General features: G+C 64.3%; 18 protein-coding genes. 9 read left to right on the forward strand and 9 right to left on the reverse strand.

All coding sequences use genetic code 11. The features are described from left to right. Positions 1 to 241: 241 nt before the first annotated feature. A complete protein-coding gene (locus HWY30_RS32745) occupies positions 242 to 667 on the forward strand; it encodes a VOC family protein (RefSeq protein ID WP_090802309.1) in 426 nt (141 codons plus the stop codon). 44 nt (positions 668 to 711) lie between these two features. Here HWY30_RS32745 and HWY30_RS32750 read toward each other — a convergent pair whose 3' ends face one another. Together HWY30_RS32750 and HWY30_RS32755 are read right to left on the reverse strand one after the other, a co-directional pair. Beyond that, positions 712 to 1,266, reverse strand: a complete 555-nt coding sequence (locus HWY30_RS32750) for a YaeQ family protein (protein ID WP_090805514.1) — start codon at positions 1,264 to 1,266, stop codon at positions 712 to 714. A gap of 142 nt (positions 1,267 to 1,408) precedes the next feature. Next, positions 1,409 to 2,386 (reverse strand): LysR family transcriptional regulator, encoded by a 978-nt coding sequence (locus HWY30_RS32755; RefSeq protein ID WP_090802307.1) that lies wholly within the window; start codon positions 2,384 to 2,386, stop codon positions 1,409 to 1,411. 171 nt (positions 2,387 to 2,557) lie between these two features. On the opposite strand from HWY30_RS32755, the gene HWY30_RS32760 reads away from it, so the two are divergent. From HWY30_RS32760 to araH, 4 genes are all read left to right on the forward strand, one after another. Next, positions 2,558 to 4,015 (forward strand): aldehyde dehydrogenase family protein, encoded by a 1,458-nt coding sequence (locus HWY30_RS32760; RefSeq protein ID WP_090805513.1) that lies wholly within the window; start codon positions 2,558 to 2,560, stop codon positions 4,013 to 4,015. Positions 4,016 to 4,166: 151 nt separating this feature from the next. Next, entirely contained in the window at positions 4,167 to 5,168 is a 1,002-nt protein-coding gene (locus HWY30_RS32765; RefSeq protein WP_090802306.1) for an arabinose ABC transporter substrate-binding protein, read from the forward strand. A gap of 92 nt (positions 5,169 to 5,260) precedes the next feature. Continuing rightward, a complete protein-coding gene (gene araG / locus HWY30_RS32770) occupies positions 5,261 to 6,820 on the forward strand; it encodes an L-arabinose ABC transporter ATP-binding protein AraG (RefSeq protein WP_090802304.1) in 1,560 nt (519 codons plus the stop codon). A 74-nt stretch (positions 6,821 to 6,894) separates the two neighbouring features. Further along, entirely contained in the window at positions 6,895 to 7,899 is a 1,005-nt protein-coding gene (gene araH, locus HWY30_RS32775) for an L-arabinose ABC transporter permease AraH (RefSeq protein ID WP_090802302.1), read from the forward strand. 251 nt (positions 7,900 to 8,150) lie between these two features. Here the strand turns inward: araH and sap1 are convergent, their stop codons facing one another. Beyond that, entirely contained in the window at positions 8,151 to 8,489 is a 339-nt protein-coding gene (gene sap1 / locus HWY30_RS32780; RefSeq protein ID WP_018418921.1) for a surface attachment protein Sap1, read from the reverse strand. A 624-nt stretch (positions 8,490 to 9,113) separates the two neighbouring features. On the opposite strand from sap1, the gene HWY30_RS32785 reads away from it, so the two are divergent. Then, a complete protein-coding gene (locus tag HWY30_RS32785) occupies positions 9,114 to 9,293 on the forward strand; it encodes a hypothetical protein (protein ID WP_090805511.1) in 180 nt (59 codons plus the stop codon). 205 nt (positions 9,294 to 9,498) lie between these two features. Here HWY30_RS32785 and HWY30_RS32790 read toward each other — a convergent pair whose 3' ends face one another. Both HWY30_RS32790 and HWY30_RS32795 read right to left on the reverse strand, forming a co-directional pair. Continuing rightward, positions 9,499 to 9,924: an HIT family protein gene (locus HWY30_RS32790; protein WP_090805510.1), complete on the reverse strand. Its 426-nt coding sequence runs from the start codon at positions 9,922 to 9,924 to the stop codon at positions 9,499 to 9,501. A 101-nt stretch (positions 9,925 to 10,025) separates the two neighbouring features. Then, entirely contained in the window at positions 10,026 to 10,961 is a 936-nt protein-coding gene (locus HWY30_RS32795; RefSeq protein WP_090802301.1) for a GlxA family transcriptional regulator, read from the reverse strand. Positions 10,962 to 11,136: 175 nt separating this feature from the next. Here HWY30_RS32795 and HWY30_RS32800 point away from each other — a divergent pair, with 175 nt between their 5' ends. After that, entirely contained in the window at positions 11,137 to 11,976 is an 840-nt protein-coding gene (locus HWY30_RS32800) for an SDR family NAD(P)-dependent oxidoreductase (protein WP_090802299.1), read from the forward strand. Between the two features lie 29 nt (positions 11,977 to 12,005). On the opposite strand, the gene HWY30_RS32805 is transcribed toward HWY30_RS32800, so the two are convergent. Continuing rightward, entirely contained in the window at positions 12,006 to 13,121 is a 1,116-nt protein-coding gene (locus tag HWY30_RS32805; RefSeq protein ID WP_090802298.1) for a diguanylate cyclase, read from the reverse strand. Between the two features lie 285 nt (positions 13,122 to 13,406). Between HWY30_RS32805 and HWY30_RS32810 the strand changes: the two genes are divergently transcribed. Then, positions 13,407 to 13,736 (forward strand): ecotin precursor, encoded by a 330-nt coding sequence (locus tag HWY30_RS32810; protein WP_090802296.1) that lies wholly within the window; start codon positions 13,407 to 13,409, stop codon positions 13,734 to 13,736. A gap of 99 nt (positions 13,737 to 13,835) precedes the next feature. On the opposite strand, the gene HWY30_RS32815 is transcribed toward HWY30_RS32810, so the two are convergent. From HWY30_RS32815 to mnmE, 3 genes are all read right to left on the reverse strand, one after another. After that, entirely contained in the window at positions 13,836 to 13,997 is a 162-nt protein-coding gene (locus HWY30_RS32815) for a hypothetical protein (RefSeq protein ID WP_167368611.1), read from the reverse strand. A 265-nt stretch (positions 13,998 to 14,262) separates the two neighbouring features. After that, positions 14,263 to 15,432, reverse strand: a complete 1,170-nt coding sequence (locus HWY30_RS32820) for a tyrosine-type recombinase/integrase (RefSeq protein ID WP_090802294.1) — start codon at positions 15,430 to 15,432, stop codon at positions 14,263 to 14,265. Between the two features lie 181 nt (positions 15,433 to 15,613). Then, complete coding sequence (mnmE, locus tag HWY30_RS32825; RefSeq protein ID WP_090802291.1) at positions 15,614 to 17,008, reverse strand: tRNA uridine-5-carboxymethylaminomethyl(34) synthesis GTPase MnmE; 1,395 nt, start codon at positions 17,006 to 17,008, stop codon at positions 15,614 to 15,616. A gap of 381 nt (positions 17,009 to 17,389) precedes the next feature. On the opposite strand from mnmE, the gene HWY30_RS32830 reads away from it, so the two are divergent. Further along, entirely contained in the window at positions 17,390 to 17,797 is a 408-nt protein-coding gene (locus tag HWY30_RS32830) for a helix-turn-helix domain-containing protein (protein WP_018418931.1), read from the forward strand. Positions 17,798 to 17,931: the final 134 nt, after the last annotated feature.

Raw genomic sequence — 17,931 nt, forward strand, 5'->3', positions numbered from 1 at the left:
ACGAAACGAAGCTCGCTGGAGCAATCCAGTCGTCAGGAAACGCCGGATACGTGATCCGTACGTCCGGTGTTGTGGGAGGACGGCGGGGGCAACCCCGCCTCCTACCCGATCCTGCGTTTTCTGTCCGCGCCTAGTCCGCATTTGGTCCGGTTCGCCCACGACTTCCCGCCGACCCACCCCGCCCTTTCCTTTCTCCTACACTTCCTAATCGGTTCTCCGAACTAGCGAAAGGGCGTTCGACATGAAAATCCACATTCGCGAGATCGACCACGTCGTGATCCGGGCGACGCACGTCGAAACCCTCGCGCGCTTTTACTGCGACGTACTCGGTTGCAGCGTTGAAAAGGAGCAGCGCGAACTCGGCCTCACGCAACTGCGCGCGGGCCGATCGCTGATCGATCTGCTGCAGGTCGGCGCGAAGCTCGATCGCGCGGAAAACGGCGCGGCGGGCACGGGGCGCAACATGGACCACCTGTGTCTGCGCGTCGAGTCGTTCGACGCCGACGCGTTGAAGGCGCATCTGAGCGCGCATGGCGCGCGGCTCGGCGAACAGGGAGTGCGTTATGGCGCGGACGGATTCGGGCCGTCGCTGTATCTGTTCGACCCGGAGGGCAATATGGTCGAGCTGAAGGGGCCGCCGGAAGCGGCGCGGGTCACGTCGCTCTGAATGCGAGAACGAAGCGGCGCAAAAACTGGTTCAGACCTGAGCCGTCACGCGTCGGCGGCCGCCTTCAATACGGTCCAGTCGATCTTCACCGCATCGGCTTCGGCGCTGCCGAGCCATGCTTCGCCGTCCTGCACCGTGCATTGCAGCCGCATCGTGCGTTCGGCAAGCGAGCCGAGCGATGCCGCGACGTCTTCGCCGAGCGTCCAGACCGTCACGTTGCGCAGGCGCTCGACCTTGTTGCGCACGCCCTGCCACCAGATTTCCGAAGTACGCCCGCCATACGCGATCACGACCACGTGATTCGCCCGCCCGCTCGCCTTGGCGATGCGGCGCTCATCGGGCTGGCCGACCTCGATCCACGTGTCGATCGCGCCGGTCAGATCCTTCGCCCACAGATCCGGTTCGTCGACATCCGACAAACCTTTGCAGAACTCCAGCCGTTCCTGCGCGAACAGCGCGAACGCGGCGACGCGGACCATCATCCGTTCGTCGGTTTCGGAGGGGTGACGGGCGATCGTCAGCGAATGGTCGGCGTAATAGTGCCGGTCCATGTCAGCGATCTGCAGTTCCGCCTTGTATATCGTCGATTTGAGAGCCATGCCGTTGCTAAACCAGGCGCTCGCTCCACCGGAGCGCAGCGAAAATGAATCGTCGACGGCGCGTTGCCGTTTCTTGTGTTTGCTGTACATCGTATGTTCCTCCCGCGCCGTCAGCCGGTGCCTATGACACAGAAGGAAGCATTTACCGGGCCACCGCGGGTTCCGTGGCCGTCCCGTATACGTCGCGAGCCGCATCTCGCAGCGCGTCGAGCACGACGGCGGCCGCCGGCGACAACAGATGCGACTGGCGCGTGATGATACCGAATGTATCCATCCTGCAAGGCAAATCGATCGGTACGCGCTTCAATACCCCGTACTGTTGGTACTGACGCGCCACTTCATCGGGCAATACCGCCAACATGTCGCTTTGCAGCAGCAGGCTCGAAATCGCGAGGAAGTTGTTCGTATTGACGACGTTCTGCGGCGGATTCAGGCCGATCTGCGAAAACATCAGATCGAAGCGATGGCGCAGCACGCTGCCCGGCGGATGCAGCACCCAGCTCGCGTTGACGATGCCGCGCAGCGTCAATCCCGTTTCATTTTCGAGCGGATGGCCGGGACGCGCGACCACGCACAGCGGTTCGTCGGCGAGCGGTTCGTAGCGCACGTCGGTCTTGAACTGGTTCTGCCGTTCGAGCACGCGGCCGATCATGATGTCGAGATCGCCTTCGGCGAGCCGCGGCAGCATCACGTCGGAGGTCTCGACCTCGGTCCAGATCTGCAACTGCGGATAACGCGCCTTCACGCTCGCGATCGCGCGGGGCACCATCGTCGCGGCGGCCGCGGCGATCACGCCGATACGCACCTGACCCGCGAGCCCCGAGCGCAGCGCCGAGATTTCGTCGTGCGCCTGGCTCAGGTTCGACAGCACCATGCGCGCGTGGCGGATCATCACCTCGCCGTACAGCGTCGCATGCATACCGTGCGGCGTGCGGTCGAACAGGCTCACGCCGAGCATGTCCTCGAGCTCTTTCAACAGGCGCGACGCGGCCGGCTGCGTCATGCCGAGCACGTCGGCCGCGCGGCGCACGTTGCCCTCCTCCTCCATCGCGGCAAGCAGCAGCAACTGGCGCGTCTTCAGCCGAGCGCGCACGAACCAGTTCGAATAGCTACGCGTCATCGCAGGGTCTCCTGGTTTTTACGAGCGATTTTTGTACGTTCTTCCTCTGAAGCTCCATGATGCCATACCGAAACTGATATCGGAGAAGCCTAAAAAGGGATTGGAAAGTTATTGGGCCGGCTCATACCATTCGTGGACTTTTGTGAACTTACGGTGCGCTTTTTTTCGCCGATGAACCGCGATCCGCTCGTCCCCCTCGTTGCCAGCCCGTTTCGCCATTACATCAATGGCGGATGGGAGACTGGCGCGACCACGGGCGTGTCGCTCAATCCGTCGGATCTCGACGAGCCGCTCGGCGAATACGTGCGCGCGGACGTGCGGCAGACCGACAGTGCGATCGAGGCTGCGCACGCGGCGTTTCGCGACTGGTCGCTCGCCTCCGCACAGCGCCGCGCCGACGCGCTCGACTCGATCGGCAGCGAAATGCTCGCGCGCCGCGAGGAGCTGGCCCGGCTGCTGGCGCGTGAAGTCGGCAAGGTGCTGCCCGAGGCGCTCGCCGAAGCGACGCGCGCAGGGCAGTTGTTCAAGCTATTCGCGGTCGAGGCGCTGCGCGCGTTCGTCGAGCCGCACGCGTCGGCGCGTGCCGGCGTCGAAATCGACGTGACGCGCGAGCCGCTCGGGGTGGTCGGCATCATCGCGCCTTGGAGCGCGCCGCTCGCGATCGCCGCGGCGAAGATCGGCGCCGCGCTCGCGCACGGCAACTGCGTCGTCTACAAGCCGGCCGAATCTGCGCCGGCCTGCGCGGCGGCGCTCGCGTCGATCGTCAGTCGCGCGGGCTTGCCGGCCGGCGTGTTCAACCTCGTGATGGGCAGCGGACGCAAGGTCGGTGCGCGCATCGTCGCGCATCCGCTCGTCGCGGCGATCAGCTTCACCGGTTCGTCCGACACCGGCACGCGCGTGCTGCAGGCCGCCGCGACGCGCCAGGCGCGCGTGCAGCTCGAGATGGGCGGCAAGAATCCGTTCGTCGTGCTGGCCGACGCCGATCTCGACGGCGCGGTCGACGCGGCGCTCACCGGTGCCTTCAGCGCGACCGGCCAGCGCAGCACGGCTGCCGCGCGGCTGATCGTCGAACGCGCGGTGTTCGCGCCGTTCGTCGACGCGTTGCAGGCAAAGCTCGCGAAACTCACCGTCGATCACGCGTTGAAGCACGGCACCGATATCGGCCCGGTGGCGAACGCCGCGCAGCTCGAACGCAATCTCGACTACGTGCGCGTCGGCGAGCAGGAAGGCGCGCAGTTGCTGCGCGGCGGGCGGCGACTGGAGCGCGCGACGCGCGGCTATTTTTTCGAGCCGGCGCTGTTTATCGGCGAATCGGAGCATCGCATCGCGCGTGAAGAGATTTTCGGGCCGCTCGCGGTCGTGCTGTGCGCGGACGATTACGAACACGCGCTACATCTCGCGAACGACACCGCCTACGGACTGTGCGCCGGCATCTGCACGCGCTCGCTCGAACGCGCGCGGCATTTTCGCCGCCACGTGCAGAGCGGTCTCGTCACGATCAATCTGCCGACCACGGCCGTCGAGCATCACGGACCCGGCGGCGGGCGCAAGGCGTCGGCCTATGGCGCGAGCGATGCCGCGTTCTGGACCGCCGTGAAAACGGCGTACCTGGCGAGCTACCAGCAATGAGCCGCGCCACCGTTTTCACCGCGACTTGCGCGAACCGCCCGGCGTGCCGCGCGCAGATCCGCCCCGATTCGCGCGACGGCTGACGCCGCCCGCGTTACCCCGCTGCAACTACACGACATCAATGCAGCTTTTCACCCTCAGGAGACAGTAGATGACCAGCAAGCTTCGCCGTTTGACCCTGACCGCGATGGCCGCCGCCCTCGCCGCCCCGTTCGCCGCACAACTGTCCGCCCACGCGGATGAGCCGCTCAAAGTCGGCTTCCTCGTGAAGATGCCCGAACAGGCGTGGTTCATCAACGAACAGAAAGCCGCGACCGCGCTCGGTAAGAAGGACGGCTTCTCGGTCGTCAACATCGGCACGCCCGACGGCGAAAAGGTGCTGGCCGCGATCGACAACCTCGGCGCGCAAGGCGCGAAAGGCTTCGTGATCTGCGCGCCCGACGTGCGCCTCGGACCGGCGATTCAGGCGCGCGCGAAGCGCTACAACATGAAGTTCGTGACCGTCGACGACCAGCTGGTCGATTCGACCGGCAAGCCGCTGGCGAACGTGCCGCACCTCGGCATGTCGGCCTTCAAGATCGGCAACCAGGTGGGCCAGGCGATCACCGACGAAATGAAGCGCCGCGGCTGGAAGCCTGAGGAAGTCGGCGCGCTGCGTATCACGGACTATGAGCTGCCGACCGCGAAGCTGCGCACCGACGGCGCGACGCAGTCGCTGCTCGCCGGCGGCTTCAAGAAGGAAAACGTCTTCGACGCGCCGCAGAAAACCACCGACGACGAAGGCGGCTTCAACGCGGTATCGCCGGTGCTCGCGCAGCATCCGAACATCAAGAAGTGGGTGATCTTCGCGCTCAACGAGGAAAGCGTGCTCGGCGGCGTGCGCGCGACCGAACAGCTGCATATTCCGGCCGCGGACGTGATCGGCGTCGGCATCAACGGCGCGGGCGAGGCGTTCGCCGAGTTCCAGAAGAAGGAACCGACGGGCTTCTACGGCACGATCGCGGTCAGCTCGACGAACCACGGCAAGGAAAGCACCGAGAACCTTATCGAATGGATCAAGGACGGCAAGCAGCCGCCCGCCGACACGCAAACCACCGGCAAGCTGATGGTGCGCAGCAACTGGCTGGACGTGCGCAAGGAACTGGGTATTTAAGCGAGGTTCTCGCAGCAGACGGCGGGCCGCCTCGTGCCTCGCGTTTAGCGCGAGCGCGGCCCGCTCAGCTTTCATCCGTTCGAGGTTTTTCGATGACGTCCTTATTCACCGGGTCTCATGCCGGCGAGGCGGTGCGCACGCCCTCGCCTGCATCGACGCCTGCATCCGACGCCCCCTATCTCCGGCTCGACGGCATCACCGTGCGCTTTCCGGGCGTGCTCGCGCTCGACCAGGTCTCGCTCGAAGTGCGCCGCGGCGAGGTGCACGGCCTGATGGGCGAAAACGGCGCCGGCAAATCGACGCTGCTGAAGGTGCTGTCCGGCGTCAATCATCCTGTCTCGGGCACGTTGTCGCTCGACGGCGTCGAGCAGCAGTTCGCGACGACCAAGGCGGCGATCGCCGCGGGCATCGCGATCATCTATCAGGAACTGCATCTGGTGCCGGAGCTGACGGTCGCCGAGAATCTGATGCTCGGCGCCCTGCCGAATCGCTTCGGCGTACTGGACGAAAAGGCTTTGGTCGCGCGTGCGATGCGCGAGCTCGAACGGCTCGGCGAAAAGCTCGATCCGTCGCAGCAGGTCAAGCATCTGTCGATCGGTCAGCGGCAGATGATCGAAATCGGCAAGGCGCTGATGCGTGACGCGCGCGTGATCGCGTTCGACGAACCGACCAGCTCGCTGTCGTCGCGCGAAACCACGCAACTGTTCCGCATCATCCGCGCGCTGAAGGCCGAAGGCCACGCGATCATCTACGTCACGCACCGGATGGATGAAGTCTACGAACTGTGCGATCGCGTCACCGTGTTTCGCGACGGCCGCCGCATCGATACCTTCGAGGCCGGCGCGGGACTCGACCGCGATCGGCTGATCCGCTGCATGGTGGGGCGCTCGATCACCGATGTGTACGGCTATCGCGCGCGCGAGCACGGCGACGTGCAGCTTCAGGTCGACGGCCTGATGGGACCGGGCCTGCGCGAACCGGCATCGTTTTCGGCGCGCAAGGGCGAGATCGTCGGCTTCTTCGGGCTCGTCGGCGCGGGCCGCTCCGAGCTGATGAAGCTGATCTACGGCGCGCTCAAGCCGAGCGCCGGCGAGGTCGCGCTGAAGGGCAAGCGCGTGCAGTTCGCCACGCCGCGCGACGCGGTGCGCGCCGGCGTCGCGCTGTGTCCCGAGGATCGCAAGCAGGAAGGCATCGTGTCGATCGCGTCGGTGTCGGACAACCTGAACATCAGCTGCCGCCGCCACTTCAGCCGCTTCAACGTGCTCAACGGCCGCAAGGAAGCGCAGACCACGCGTGAATTCATCGGCAAGCTCGCGATCAAGACGCGCAACGGCGACACGCCGATCGGCACGCTGTCCGGCGGCAATCAGCAGAAGGTGATCCTGTCGCGCTGGCTCGCCGAAGAGATCGACGTGTTCCTGATGGACGAGCCGACGCGCGGCATCGACGTCGGGGCGCGCAGCGAGATCTATGGGTTGCTGTATGGGCTCGCCGAGGCGGGCCGCACGGTCATCGTCGTGTCGAGCGATCTCGCCGAGGTGATCGGCGTGACCGATCGCGTGATCGTGATGAAGGAAGGCCGCATCGTCGGCGATCTGCCGAAGGCGCAGGCCACGCCGGATGCGCTGATCAAGCTGGCATTGCCGCGCTGATCGCCCAACGGATCGCGCCACCAGACCTCTTACCGAATACCGCAACGAAAACGGCATTGAATGGAACAGACATCATGAATACACCTTCCACCGATTCCTCGACCCCCGCCGTCGCCTCCGTGGGCTTGACCGCGCGCGCCGCGCGCACCTGGGACCTGATCAACAAATCCGGCATCGTGATGGTGTTCATCGTCCTGTTCGCGGTGCTGTCGTTCACGGTCCCAGACTTTCTGAGCACGCGCAATATCCAGGGCCTGCTGCTGTCGGTCACGCTGATCGGCTCGATCTCCGTCACGATGATGTTCGTGCTCGCGCTCGGCGAGGTGGACCTGTCGGTGGCGTCGATCGTCGCGTTTTCGGGCGTGGTGGCTTCCGTGCTGATCACCGCGACGCACAGCGTGCTAGTCGGCATCACGGCCGGCGTGCTCGCGGGCGGCGCGGTCGGGCTCGTCAACGGCACGCTGGTCGCGCGCTACAAGATCAACTCGCTGATCGTCACGCTCGCGATGATGGAGGTCGTGCGCGGCCTCGCGTACATCACGTCGAACGGCGACGCGGTGATGATCTCCGAGGAGCGCTTCTTCGACCTCGGCGGCGGCTCGTTCCTCGGCATTTCTTATCCGATCTGGAGCAACATCGTTGGCTTCGTTCTGTTCGGCTTCCTGCTGAAAAAGACCGTGTTCGGCAAGAACGTGCTGGCCGTCGGCGGCAATAGCGAAGCGGCTGTGCTCGCGGGGCTGCCCGTCACGCGCATCAAGATCACCGTGTTCGTGCTGCAAGGCCTCGTGACCGGCTTCGCGGGCGTGATGCTCGCGTCGCGCATGAGCCTCGGCGATCCGAAGACGTCGGTCGGGCTCGAGCTCGGCGTGATTTCCGCGTGCGTGCTCGGTGGTGTATCGCTGACGGGCGGTGTCGCGACGATCTCCGGCGTGCTGGTCGGCGTGCTGATCATGGGCTCGGTGCAGGACGCCATGAGCCTGCTGAACGTACCGACGTTCTATCAGTATCTGATTCGCGGCGGCATCCTGCTGCTCGCGGTTCTGTTCGACCAGTTCCGCCGCAGCAAGCGCGTGCACTGACGCGCCGTTGCTCGTGGCCGGTTTCCTGCGCTTTGCGAGAAGGCGTACTGCCGATGCGGGTCGATAAACCCGCATCGGCTTTTTTATTGCAGATGAAGCCTGGCAAGTATCAAAAGCAATAAAAAACGGCTTGGCATCGGAATGCCCAAGCCGTCTCTTTTAGCTCACGCGTACACGCCTGCGACTTTTAAAGCCGCAGCGGATACGCATGCGACCGTATTCCGGCTTTTGCCGGAATACCGGTGTTGTACTTATTGCTTGATGAATCGGTCGTTCGCCCAGAGCCCCTCGGTATCGCTATTGGCTGAATTCACGAACTCGACGTCGTGGCCGACCACGCGCACCACGCGGAAACTCGAGTCGGTCGGAGTCGACACGCATTGATATCCGGAGAAGAATTCCTGCATCTGCTGCTGTTCACCGGCTTGCGCGTGGTGATCGGCGGCATCGAGCTTGTCCTTCGATACGCAGCCATAGGCATTGGCCTTGAACTGGATCGTTTGCTGCGGCTTGATCACGACGTCTTGCGCCTGAACGCTAGCGGCAGCCAAACCCGCGATGGCGAAAACAACGGCAATTCGAGTTTTCATTCGTTCCTCCGGGGCGGGCCGAAAAAAATCTCGGTTAGCTATGTATTTAACTTTAACGGTGGACCCGCATCTTGCACTCTAGGAGAACCGATGAGAACGACAAGCACATCTTGTGTGCGATCGCAACAGTGGCGAATTGTCGCACCTGTTGTCGAAGCTGATTAAAGCTTGAGCACACGCCTGACCGAATGGCAATGAAATGAATAACTAAAAAAATCCACTCTCGCACATGCCTTAGCTGGTAAAGCTTTGCGCGCGCATTCACGTAAACGTGTAGCGTCAATTAAGCGATTTAATACAATTTAATCAACGGGTTTGTGCATCGCACACAAAGTCATTCCACAGGCAAAAGCTGCGATGCGCAATAACGAGGCAAGTGCAGAAAATAAACAGTGCCAGCCGTATCTCACGGGCCCTGGTGAAACGCTTGCAACGCGCCATTGCCGAAAACGCATGAAAAAAGCCGCGCGGCGCAAAACCGCGTGGACAGGCGAGGGGGGCGCGATCGCAGTGCGATGTACCCTTCGCGTGCGGCCTGAATCCAGGTGGATCTTCATCGAGCCGGTATGCGGGTACAGGCGGTGCTCTACAATGAAAACGAATCTCCTGCACCCGGAGGCTATCGTGAACGAGCACGTCATACTCGGGATTTTTCTGGTCGTTCCGCTGCTGATCGTCATGTTTCTTTTTTCCGACGAACTGTGGCAGGAGCATCGAGACCTGCACGACGGACGGCCGTTGCGAGCGCGTCGCCGACGCATCGACTGGCGACATCCGCTACGCCGTTCGCGCGAGCGGCTCTGAGATTGCGAAGCGGGTCCCCAAAGAAAAAAAGCCTGCCACAGGGGCAGGCTGAAAAAAAGAGATCCACACTCAATGCCTTGAACACAAGGCAATAGCAGTCTAGTCGCGACACGCTAATCGGTGGTTTCAACGGCTTTTACAGTTGTTACCGGGCGTGACCGTAATGCGGGGCGCGACGTTGCGTCGGCAGGCCTCGCGTCGCGCTTCAATGGGCGCGCCAGTGCGCGCGAATCCGTTTGGCGAGCGCTTCGAGCGTGTCCGGATCGGCGACCTCGCGCGCATGCAGCTTCAGCGGTTGGCCTTCCCAGCGCGGAATCACGTGGAAATGGACGTGCGGCACTGTCTGTCCCGCCGCCGCGCCGTTGAACTGGCCGATGAACACGCCGTCAGGACGCAGTGCCGCGCGCACCGCGATCGCGAGCTTTTGCGCCATGCGCGTCGACGCGACGAGCGCCGCATCCGACAGATCGAAAATTTCCGCGACCGCTTCCTTCGGCACGACGAGCAGATGGCCGTCGGCCTGCGGCATCAAGTCCATGAAAGCCAGCGCCTGGTCGTTTTCGGCCACCTTGATGCACGGTAGTTCGCCGCGCAAGATTTTGGCGAACGGGTTGCTGTCGTTGTAGCTCATCGCGTTTCCTTTCATTTGGGCTGGGTTCGATTCACGGGTCGAGCGGGATACTTTTTTTGCGTAGCTTCGCACCGCGGGTTTCCTATTCTCTACCCGAACGCTTACGCCACGCGTGCGGCACGCCGGATCGCTTGAGGTGGCTGGCCGAACGCGCGCAAAAACGCGCGCCGCATCCGCTCGGGGTCGATGAAGCCAGTGTCGGCTGCGACGGTTTCGATCGAATGACGGCCGGTTTCGAGCATCGTGCGAGCCGCTTCGACACGCAGCGCCTCGATCGCGCGGGCCGGCGACTGGCGCGTCTCGTCGCGAAACGCGCGGCTGAACTGGCGCGGGCTCAGATGCGCGACGTCGGCGAGCTGCTCGACGGTCAGCGGCTCGCGCAGATGGCTCTTCGCATACGACAGCGCGTTCTGGATCCGATCGGATTTCGGTTCGAGATCGAGCATCGCGGAGTACTGCGATTGCCCGCCGGTGCGCCGGTGATAGACCACGAGCTTCTTCGCGATCGCGCGCGAAACCGCGATGCCGAGGTCGTTCTCGACGAGCGCGAGGCACAGATCGATACACGCGGTCATGCCGGCCGACGTCCACACCGAGCCGTCGACGATGAAGATGCGGTCCTCGTCGACCCGCGCGCGCGGAAAGCGCCGTTGCAAATCGCGCGCATGCGCCCAGTGCGTAGTCGCGTGACGGCCGTCGAGGATGCCCGCTTCGGCGAGCACGAATGCGCCGGTGCAGATGCTCGCGGTGCGGCGCGAGGCGGCGAGGGCGTCGTTCAGAAACGCGAGCAGCCCCGGCGACGACGGCGCGATCTCCATCGCGCCGGTGACGATCACCGTGTCGTAGGCGGGATCGCCGAACGGGCGCGTCGCGACCTCGACGCCCGCCGAACTGCGCACCATGCCGCCGTGCTCGGAGATCACCGCGACGTCGTACGCGGGCTCGCCGGTGTCCTGATTGGCGAGTTCGAAAATCGATACCGCGACCATGTCGAGGATCTGAAAGCCCGGAAAGACCGCCACGCCGATGCGTTTCATTTACGATGTCCGGAAGCGAGGGAAATATGACATTTGAGACAAAACAGTACGCGCCTAAACTCAGCTCGTCAACCCCGCCGTATCAGCGCAAAAGCCGCCAGGCGGCGAGTTCACGGATGTTCCCATTCACCGGACAGGGCGGCCGCATCATGCGCAGCCCGCAAGGAGAGCTTCAATGGCAACGCAGGCAGACAAGGGCGTACAAGGCAATTCGAACGAAGGCAAGGGTACGGCGGTGGTCACGGGCGCATCGTCGGGTATCGGCGCGGTCTACGCGGACCGGCTCGCGCGACGCGGCTACGACCTGCTGCTGATCGCGCGCGACGGCACACGCCTGAGCAGCCTCGCCGACCGGCTGACGAAGGAAACCGGCCGCCGCGTAAGCACCGTCAGCGCCGATCTGACCAACAAGGCCGACGTGCGCCGCATCGAGAACCAGTTGCGCGCCGAGCGCGGCATCACGATGCTGATCAACAACGCGGGCGTCGGCGCAACCGCGACGCTGGTCGACTCCGACATCGATCAACTCGAGCAGATGATCGAGCTGAACGTGACCTCGCTCACGCGCCTGACGGCGGCGGTGCTGCCGGGCTTCATCGCGCGCGGCGCCGGTACGGTGATCAATATCTCGTCGATCGTCGCGCTGGCGCCGGAATTGTTGAACGGCACCTATAGCGGCACCAAGGCCTACGTGTTGAATCTCACGCAGTCGCTGCATCAAGAGGTGGGCGGCAAGGGCGTGCGGCTGCAAGCGGTGCTGCCGGGCGCGACGAGCACCGCGTTCTGGGATCGCGCGGGTCTCGCGGTCGAGAACCTGCCTTCGCAGATCGTGATGAGCGCCGAGGACATGGTCGACGCGGCGCTTGCCGGTCTCGATCAGGGCGAACTGGTGACGATCCCGTCGTTGCCCGATGCCGCCGACTGGGAGCGTCTGAACAGCGCGCGTTTGCATCTGCAGCCGAATCTGTCGCGCAGCGCGCCGGCCGAGCGCTATACGCGCGCCGTGGCCGCGTAAGCCGAAGGTTGAGGAGGGCGACGCCAGACTCAGCCGCTCACGGCCACCTGATTCTTGCCGTCGTGTTTCGCGCGATAAAGGCCGACGCCGGCGGCCTCGATCAGCGTCGTGACCGGTTCGGCGGCCGACGGCACCACCATCGCCGCGCCGATGCTGATCGTGACGACGCCCTCTGCCGAGCCCGCATGGGTGATCGCGCGGTCTTCGACCGCGATGCGGATTTTCTCCGCGAGCAGGCGCAAGCCGCCCACCGACGTGTCCGGCACGACCACCGCGAACTCCTCGCCGCCGAAGCGCGCGGCGAGATCCAGTGAATGGCCGAGGCACGCTTCGATCGTATGCGCGACGCTCTTCAGCACTTCGTCGCCGGCGACGTGCCCATAGGTGTCGTTGTAGGCCTTGAAGTGATCGACGTCGATCATCAGGAGGCCGAGGCCGGTCTTGTCGCGGGTGCCGCGGTGCCATTCGGCCGCCAGATACTGGTCGAGGTGGCGGCGGTTCGACAGGCCGGTCAGACCGTCCGAATGCGTGAGCCGCTGCAACTCCAGATTCGTCGCCAGCAGTTGTCGCTGAGATTGCCGCAGCGCGCGGTACGCCTCGTCGCGTTGCAGCAGGTGTAGATACGAGCACGAGTGATAGCGGATGCGCGCTATCAGCTCGATGCGGTCGGGCAGCTTCACGAGGTAGTCGCTCGAACCGGCCGCGAACGCCGCGCTTTTGACGAGCGGCTCTTCGTTGGTCGACAGCACGACGATCGGGATGTCGCGAGTGGCGGCATTCAGCCGGTATTGCCGCACCAGCGTCAGACCGTCGGTGCCCGGCATCACGAGATCTTGCAGGATCACCGTCGCGCGCGTTTCCTCGGCGCAGCGCACCGCGTCTTCCCATGACGCGCAGTTGCGAAAGTCGATGCCCGGCTCGTCGGCGAGCGCCTCGCGCACCCCCTCGGCGATGACCGCCTGGTCGCCGACCAGCAGCACCATGATCGGGCACTCGGCCGCCGGCGGGGCGGCGAGGATGCGCGCGAGCGCGTCGTCGCTGGCGAGATTGGGCGCATCCTCAGCGACGAGCGCGTGCGCCTGCGCGTTCGCGTCGTCTGCGGAATGCAGCGTTGCGGCGTTCTGGGGCGGTTTAGAGGTGTCCATGTGGCTCGGCCAGGATGAAGTTCAGGGAGGGCACGTCAGCTTGCGGGGAGGCGAGGCGCTCGTTGACCACTGCCCTTGGTCAGATAATAGTCGGCGCCCGCATCAAGGCCAGCGCGGCGATCTTCCCCCCGATGCCTGGATGAAAAGCAGCGCAATGCCCTGCGTGGGTTAACGCGTCCAACGTTATGCACCTGTTACAGAGTAAATCTCTGGTTACCAACTGCAGCATCTATTTCCGCGCGCGCCGGCGACAATTCGTCCATGCCTGAACGGCGGGAGCTCAATATGAAAAAGATCGCAGTGGCGTTGGTAATGGCGGGTAGTTTGACGGTGGCGGGCCAGGCGTCCGCGCACGGACACGGCGGTGATGTGGTGGGTGCGCTGATTGGCGGCGCGGTGCTGGGCGCGGTGGTCACCTCGGCGTTGACGCCGGCGCCGGTGGTCGCGTATCCGCAGCCGGTCTATGCCGAGCCCGCGTACCAGCCCGCGCCGGCTTACGTGGCACCGCCGCCCGGATATTGCTACGACCAGTATCAGCGCGCCTATGTCGCGTGCGGCGCACCGCCGCCCGGACAGTACGGCTATGCGCAACCGCAACCCGAGCCGCAGTGGTGAGCGCGGCCAGCCTCTGATGCGCGGATGATTCAGCCGAACAACGCGCAGACAAAAAGGCCGTCGCCCAATGCGACGGCCTTTTTCCATTTGAGGCACGGCTTAATGCTTGTGATGCAGCCACTCCGCGTAATGCGTGTCGAGCCAGCGCTCGAGCTTGGGCGGCCTGGACGGGTCGCGGTGACGCGACATCATCCAGATGGCAAGGCCGACCACCAGCATGACGGCGGGCCCCATCAGATAAGCGAGCATTGATTCAGGCATCGGAACCTCCGTATCGGCTTGCATCCATCTCTCAGTGTAGGCGAAGGAAGCGGGGAAAGAACGACGATTCAAACGGTCCAGAGAAGCGAAAAAAGGCGCATTTGCGCCCGCTTTGGAAACCTGTTTTTTGATGATTTTTCCTTTATTTGCTTAGCGTCTGGGCGAGGTCCCATTAGCCTGTGTACCATCCTGTTACCGGCCTGACGGCAAGCGTCACATGGCGCCAAAACCCATGACAATGCCGTCAAGCCGTCCCGTTCGCCGTCTACCGCGCGACTTCCATCTGGCTATCGACAAAGTCCGCCCAACTCTGAAGCATGCGACCCTGCCACGCCGCTTCGTCGGTTGCTTCACGCTTCGCGATGTCGCCCCCCGCAGCTGTTTGCTGTTCCATGTCGCGCAGATGCGACGACGCGGTGCGACGAAAGTCGTGTAGCACGAAATGCTCCACGTCGAGCCCCAATGCCTTGACTGCCTGGTTCAGCGTGCTTTTCGCGATCGGCCGATCGTCGCCCCTGACGCTCGGGAACACGAACGTCTCGCTGGTGCGCCCGCGCTGCAGCTCGCGCAGCAGCGCAACCGCCTGACGCGGCAGACGGACGACGCGGTCCTCGCGCGCGTTCAGGCGCGCGGCGGGGATCGTCCACAGCGCGTTGTCGAGATCGAACTCGGCCCATGTCGATTCGACGAGGTCCGCTTTGCGCGCCATCGTCAGCACCAGCAGATGCAGCGCGAGCTTCAGCGGACGGCGGATATTGGATGTGTCGATCGTGCGCAGCATGACACCGATCTCGGCGCCGGACAGCACGCGGGTGCGGCTATCGAAGGTCGCGATCGAGCGCGCCGGTACGACTTCCGCGGGATTGCTGGTCGCGAGCTGGCGCGCGATCAGATATGCGTACAGGCGCTTCACGACGTTGCGCGTGTGCAGCGCCATTTTCGGCGAGCCGCGGCTTTTGATGCGCTCGCAGATCGCGACGACGTCGTCAGCGGTGACCGCGCCGATCGGCTTGTTGCCGATCGCGGGCAGCACGTCCTTGTCGAGCGCACGCCGCGTGGTGCGGCGATATTCATCCGACTTGCCGGCCAGCGCCGTCGCGAGATAAAGCTCGGCCGCTTCGCGCAGCACCTCGGCCTTGCTCTCGGCACCGCGATCGCGCCGCGCGGTGGCGACCGGCGAGATGCCCTGCGCGACGAGCGCCGCGTACCTCTGCGCCTTCGCGCGCGCGACGCGCAGCGAAATCATCCGGTAATCGCCGATGGTCGCGAGCGGCTGACGCTTGCCGTTCAACGTATAGCGGAAGCGCCAGACCTTGGTGCCGGTCGTCATGACCTCGATCACGAGGCCGTTGCCGTCAGCGACGCAGTAGCGGGTCGCGCGCGGTTCGAGCGCGCGGATCTCGGATTCGGTGAGCGGGGTGGCGAGGCGGGGCATGCTTTGGGGACGCTGTACGTTTAGGCTCGGACAGCTGGATTCTAAACCTTTGCACGGTTGTGTACCAAAAATCCGGTGGATTTTTGGTCGACGGAGTGCGATTTTCGCGTGTGCGGCAGCGGCGCCGATTCGGCCGCGAGAGCCTATGACGGCCGCATTGCGGCGACGCACAAGTTCGGCGTTACTTGCCGATACAGAATCGGCTGAAAATCACGCCGAGCAGATCGTCCGAACTGAACTCACCGGTGATCGAGTTCAGTTGATCCTGCGCGAGCCGCAATTCCTCGGCGAACAGATCGAGCGCCTGCGCGTTCTGCTCCGCATGCACGGCGGCGGTCGCCAGATGCTCGTCGGCCGCGCGCAACGCGATCAGGTGCCGCTCGCGCGCGAGATAGACGCTCTCCGCGCCCGCCTGCCAGCCGGCAATCCGCAGCAGTTCATCGCGCAGCAGCGCGACGCCGTCACCCTTCTTCGCCGACAGCCGCACCTCGCTAAGTTCGAGGTCGGCGTCGAGCGCCTGCGTCGCGGGCGCGAGCCCTGTCAGGTCGGTCTTGTTCAGCACGCGGACGACGGGCACGCCGCGCGGAAAGCGTCCGGCGATCGTTTCGTCGCCGGCCGTCATTCCGGCGCGCGCGTCGAGCAGATGCAGCACCACGTCCGCGCGCTCGATCTCGCCCCACGTGCGCTCGATGCCGATCTTCTCGACCTCGTCCTCGGTCTCGCGCAGGCCGGCCGTGTCGATCACGTGCAGCGGGATGCCTTCGATCTGGATCGTCTGCGCGACCTTGTCGCGCGTCGTGCCGGCGATCGGCGTGACGATCGCGAGTTCGGCGCCGGCGAGCGCATTCAGCAACGACGACTTGCCGACGTTCGGCTGCCCCGCCAGCACGACCGACAAACCTTCGCGCAGCAACGCGCCCTGGCGCGCCTCGCTCAGCACGTGCGCGAGACGCTCGCGTATGCGCACGAGCTTGCCGCGCGCGTCGGCGGCTTCGAGGAAGTCGATTTCCTCTTCCGGGAAGTCGAGCGTCGCTTCGACCAGCATCCGCAGCGTGATCACCTCTTCGACCAGCGCGTGGATGTCGCGCGAGAACGCGCCGTCGAGCGAGCGGCCGGCCGAACGCGCGGCGGCCTCGGTGCTTGCCTCGATCAGATCGGCGACGGCCTCGGCCTGCGCGAGGTCGAGCTTGTCGTTCAGAAACGCGCGACGCGTGAATTCGCCGGGCTCGGCTAGCCGTAGACCGAACGCGCGGCCGGCGTCGATGCAGCGCTGCAGGACCAATTGCAGCACGACCGGGCCGCCATGGCCTTGCAGTTCAAGCACGTGCTCGCCGGTGTACGAGTGCGGCGCCGGAAAGTACAGCGCGATGCCGCGATCGAGCGGATTGCCGCTCGCGTCGAGAAACGGCACGTAGCTCGCGTGACGCGCCGCGAGCGTCTGGCCGGTGAGGGCCTGCATCAACGGCTGGGCCGCCGCCGCGCCAGCGCGGCCGAACGAAATCCGCACGACGCCGATGCCTCCCCGGCCGGGCGCGGTAGCAATGGCAACGATGGGATCGGAGTCGGTCGTGAGCATGTGAAGTCGGCTGAAACGGGAGGGGAGGAGCAGGGCCGCGTCGGTCGAGCCGGCGCGAGGCATTGTAACGCGCGCGCCTCGCACGGAAGGGCTGGCGACAAGGACGCGAAGCGGATGACGTGCCCGTTCGCCCCTATCGTTTGAACAACTCAGATTTATCTCAATTAAGCTAGGATCATTACCGCGCTACTTGGGAATTATTGAGACTCGGCAGGAACTGCAGTTCAGGCAAAGCCAAGCCTGGCAATCGAGAGATGAAAAAATCAAATTCGCGCAACGCGTTATGGGGCGCGCGCTGCAAGCTAAAACTATCTCAAATAAGAGAAAACAAAGCTTGATCGGTTGTCAACTGGCTGAACTCCGAATTGCACAATCTCGCCCATGCCGACCGACAAAGAAAAAGCCGCCTTCGCCAAGAGGCTGAAGGATCTGCTCGAGCCGCTGAAAATCCGCGGTGGGACCAAACTCGCCGAGCAATTCAATCTTCGCTATTACGGCGAGCGGCCCGTGACGCCCCAGACCGCACACAAATGGCTGACGGGCACGACGATCCCGAAGCCGGACAAGTTGCGCACGCTCGCCGAATGGTTGAACGTCAAGGAGCACTGGCTCCATTACGGACCACCGCCCGGCGCCAGCGCACGACCGATGGCACGTGGCGAAAAATATCCGCCGACACCCGAAACGATCGAACTCGCTTCGAAGATCGCATCGTTGACCCCGAAGGACCGGAATCTGGTCGAGGAAATGATCGTGCGTTTTTACGGCGAAGATTCCGACGAAGAGTGAACGACGAAACTCAAGCGCAGCCGCCCGCCGCATTTCCTTCAGTCGCACCATAAAAAAAGCCGCCCGGTTCGCACCGGGCGGCTTTTCGTTTTGAGCTTGCGTCACGGCGGCCCTGCGGGCCGCCACCGGACGGA

The organism is Paraburkholderia tuberum STM678 (assembly GCF_902833905.1).
Classification (GTDB): domain Bacteria; phylum Pseudomonadota; class Gammaproteobacteria; order Burkholderiales; family Burkholderiaceae; genus Paraburkholderia; species Paraburkholderia tuberum.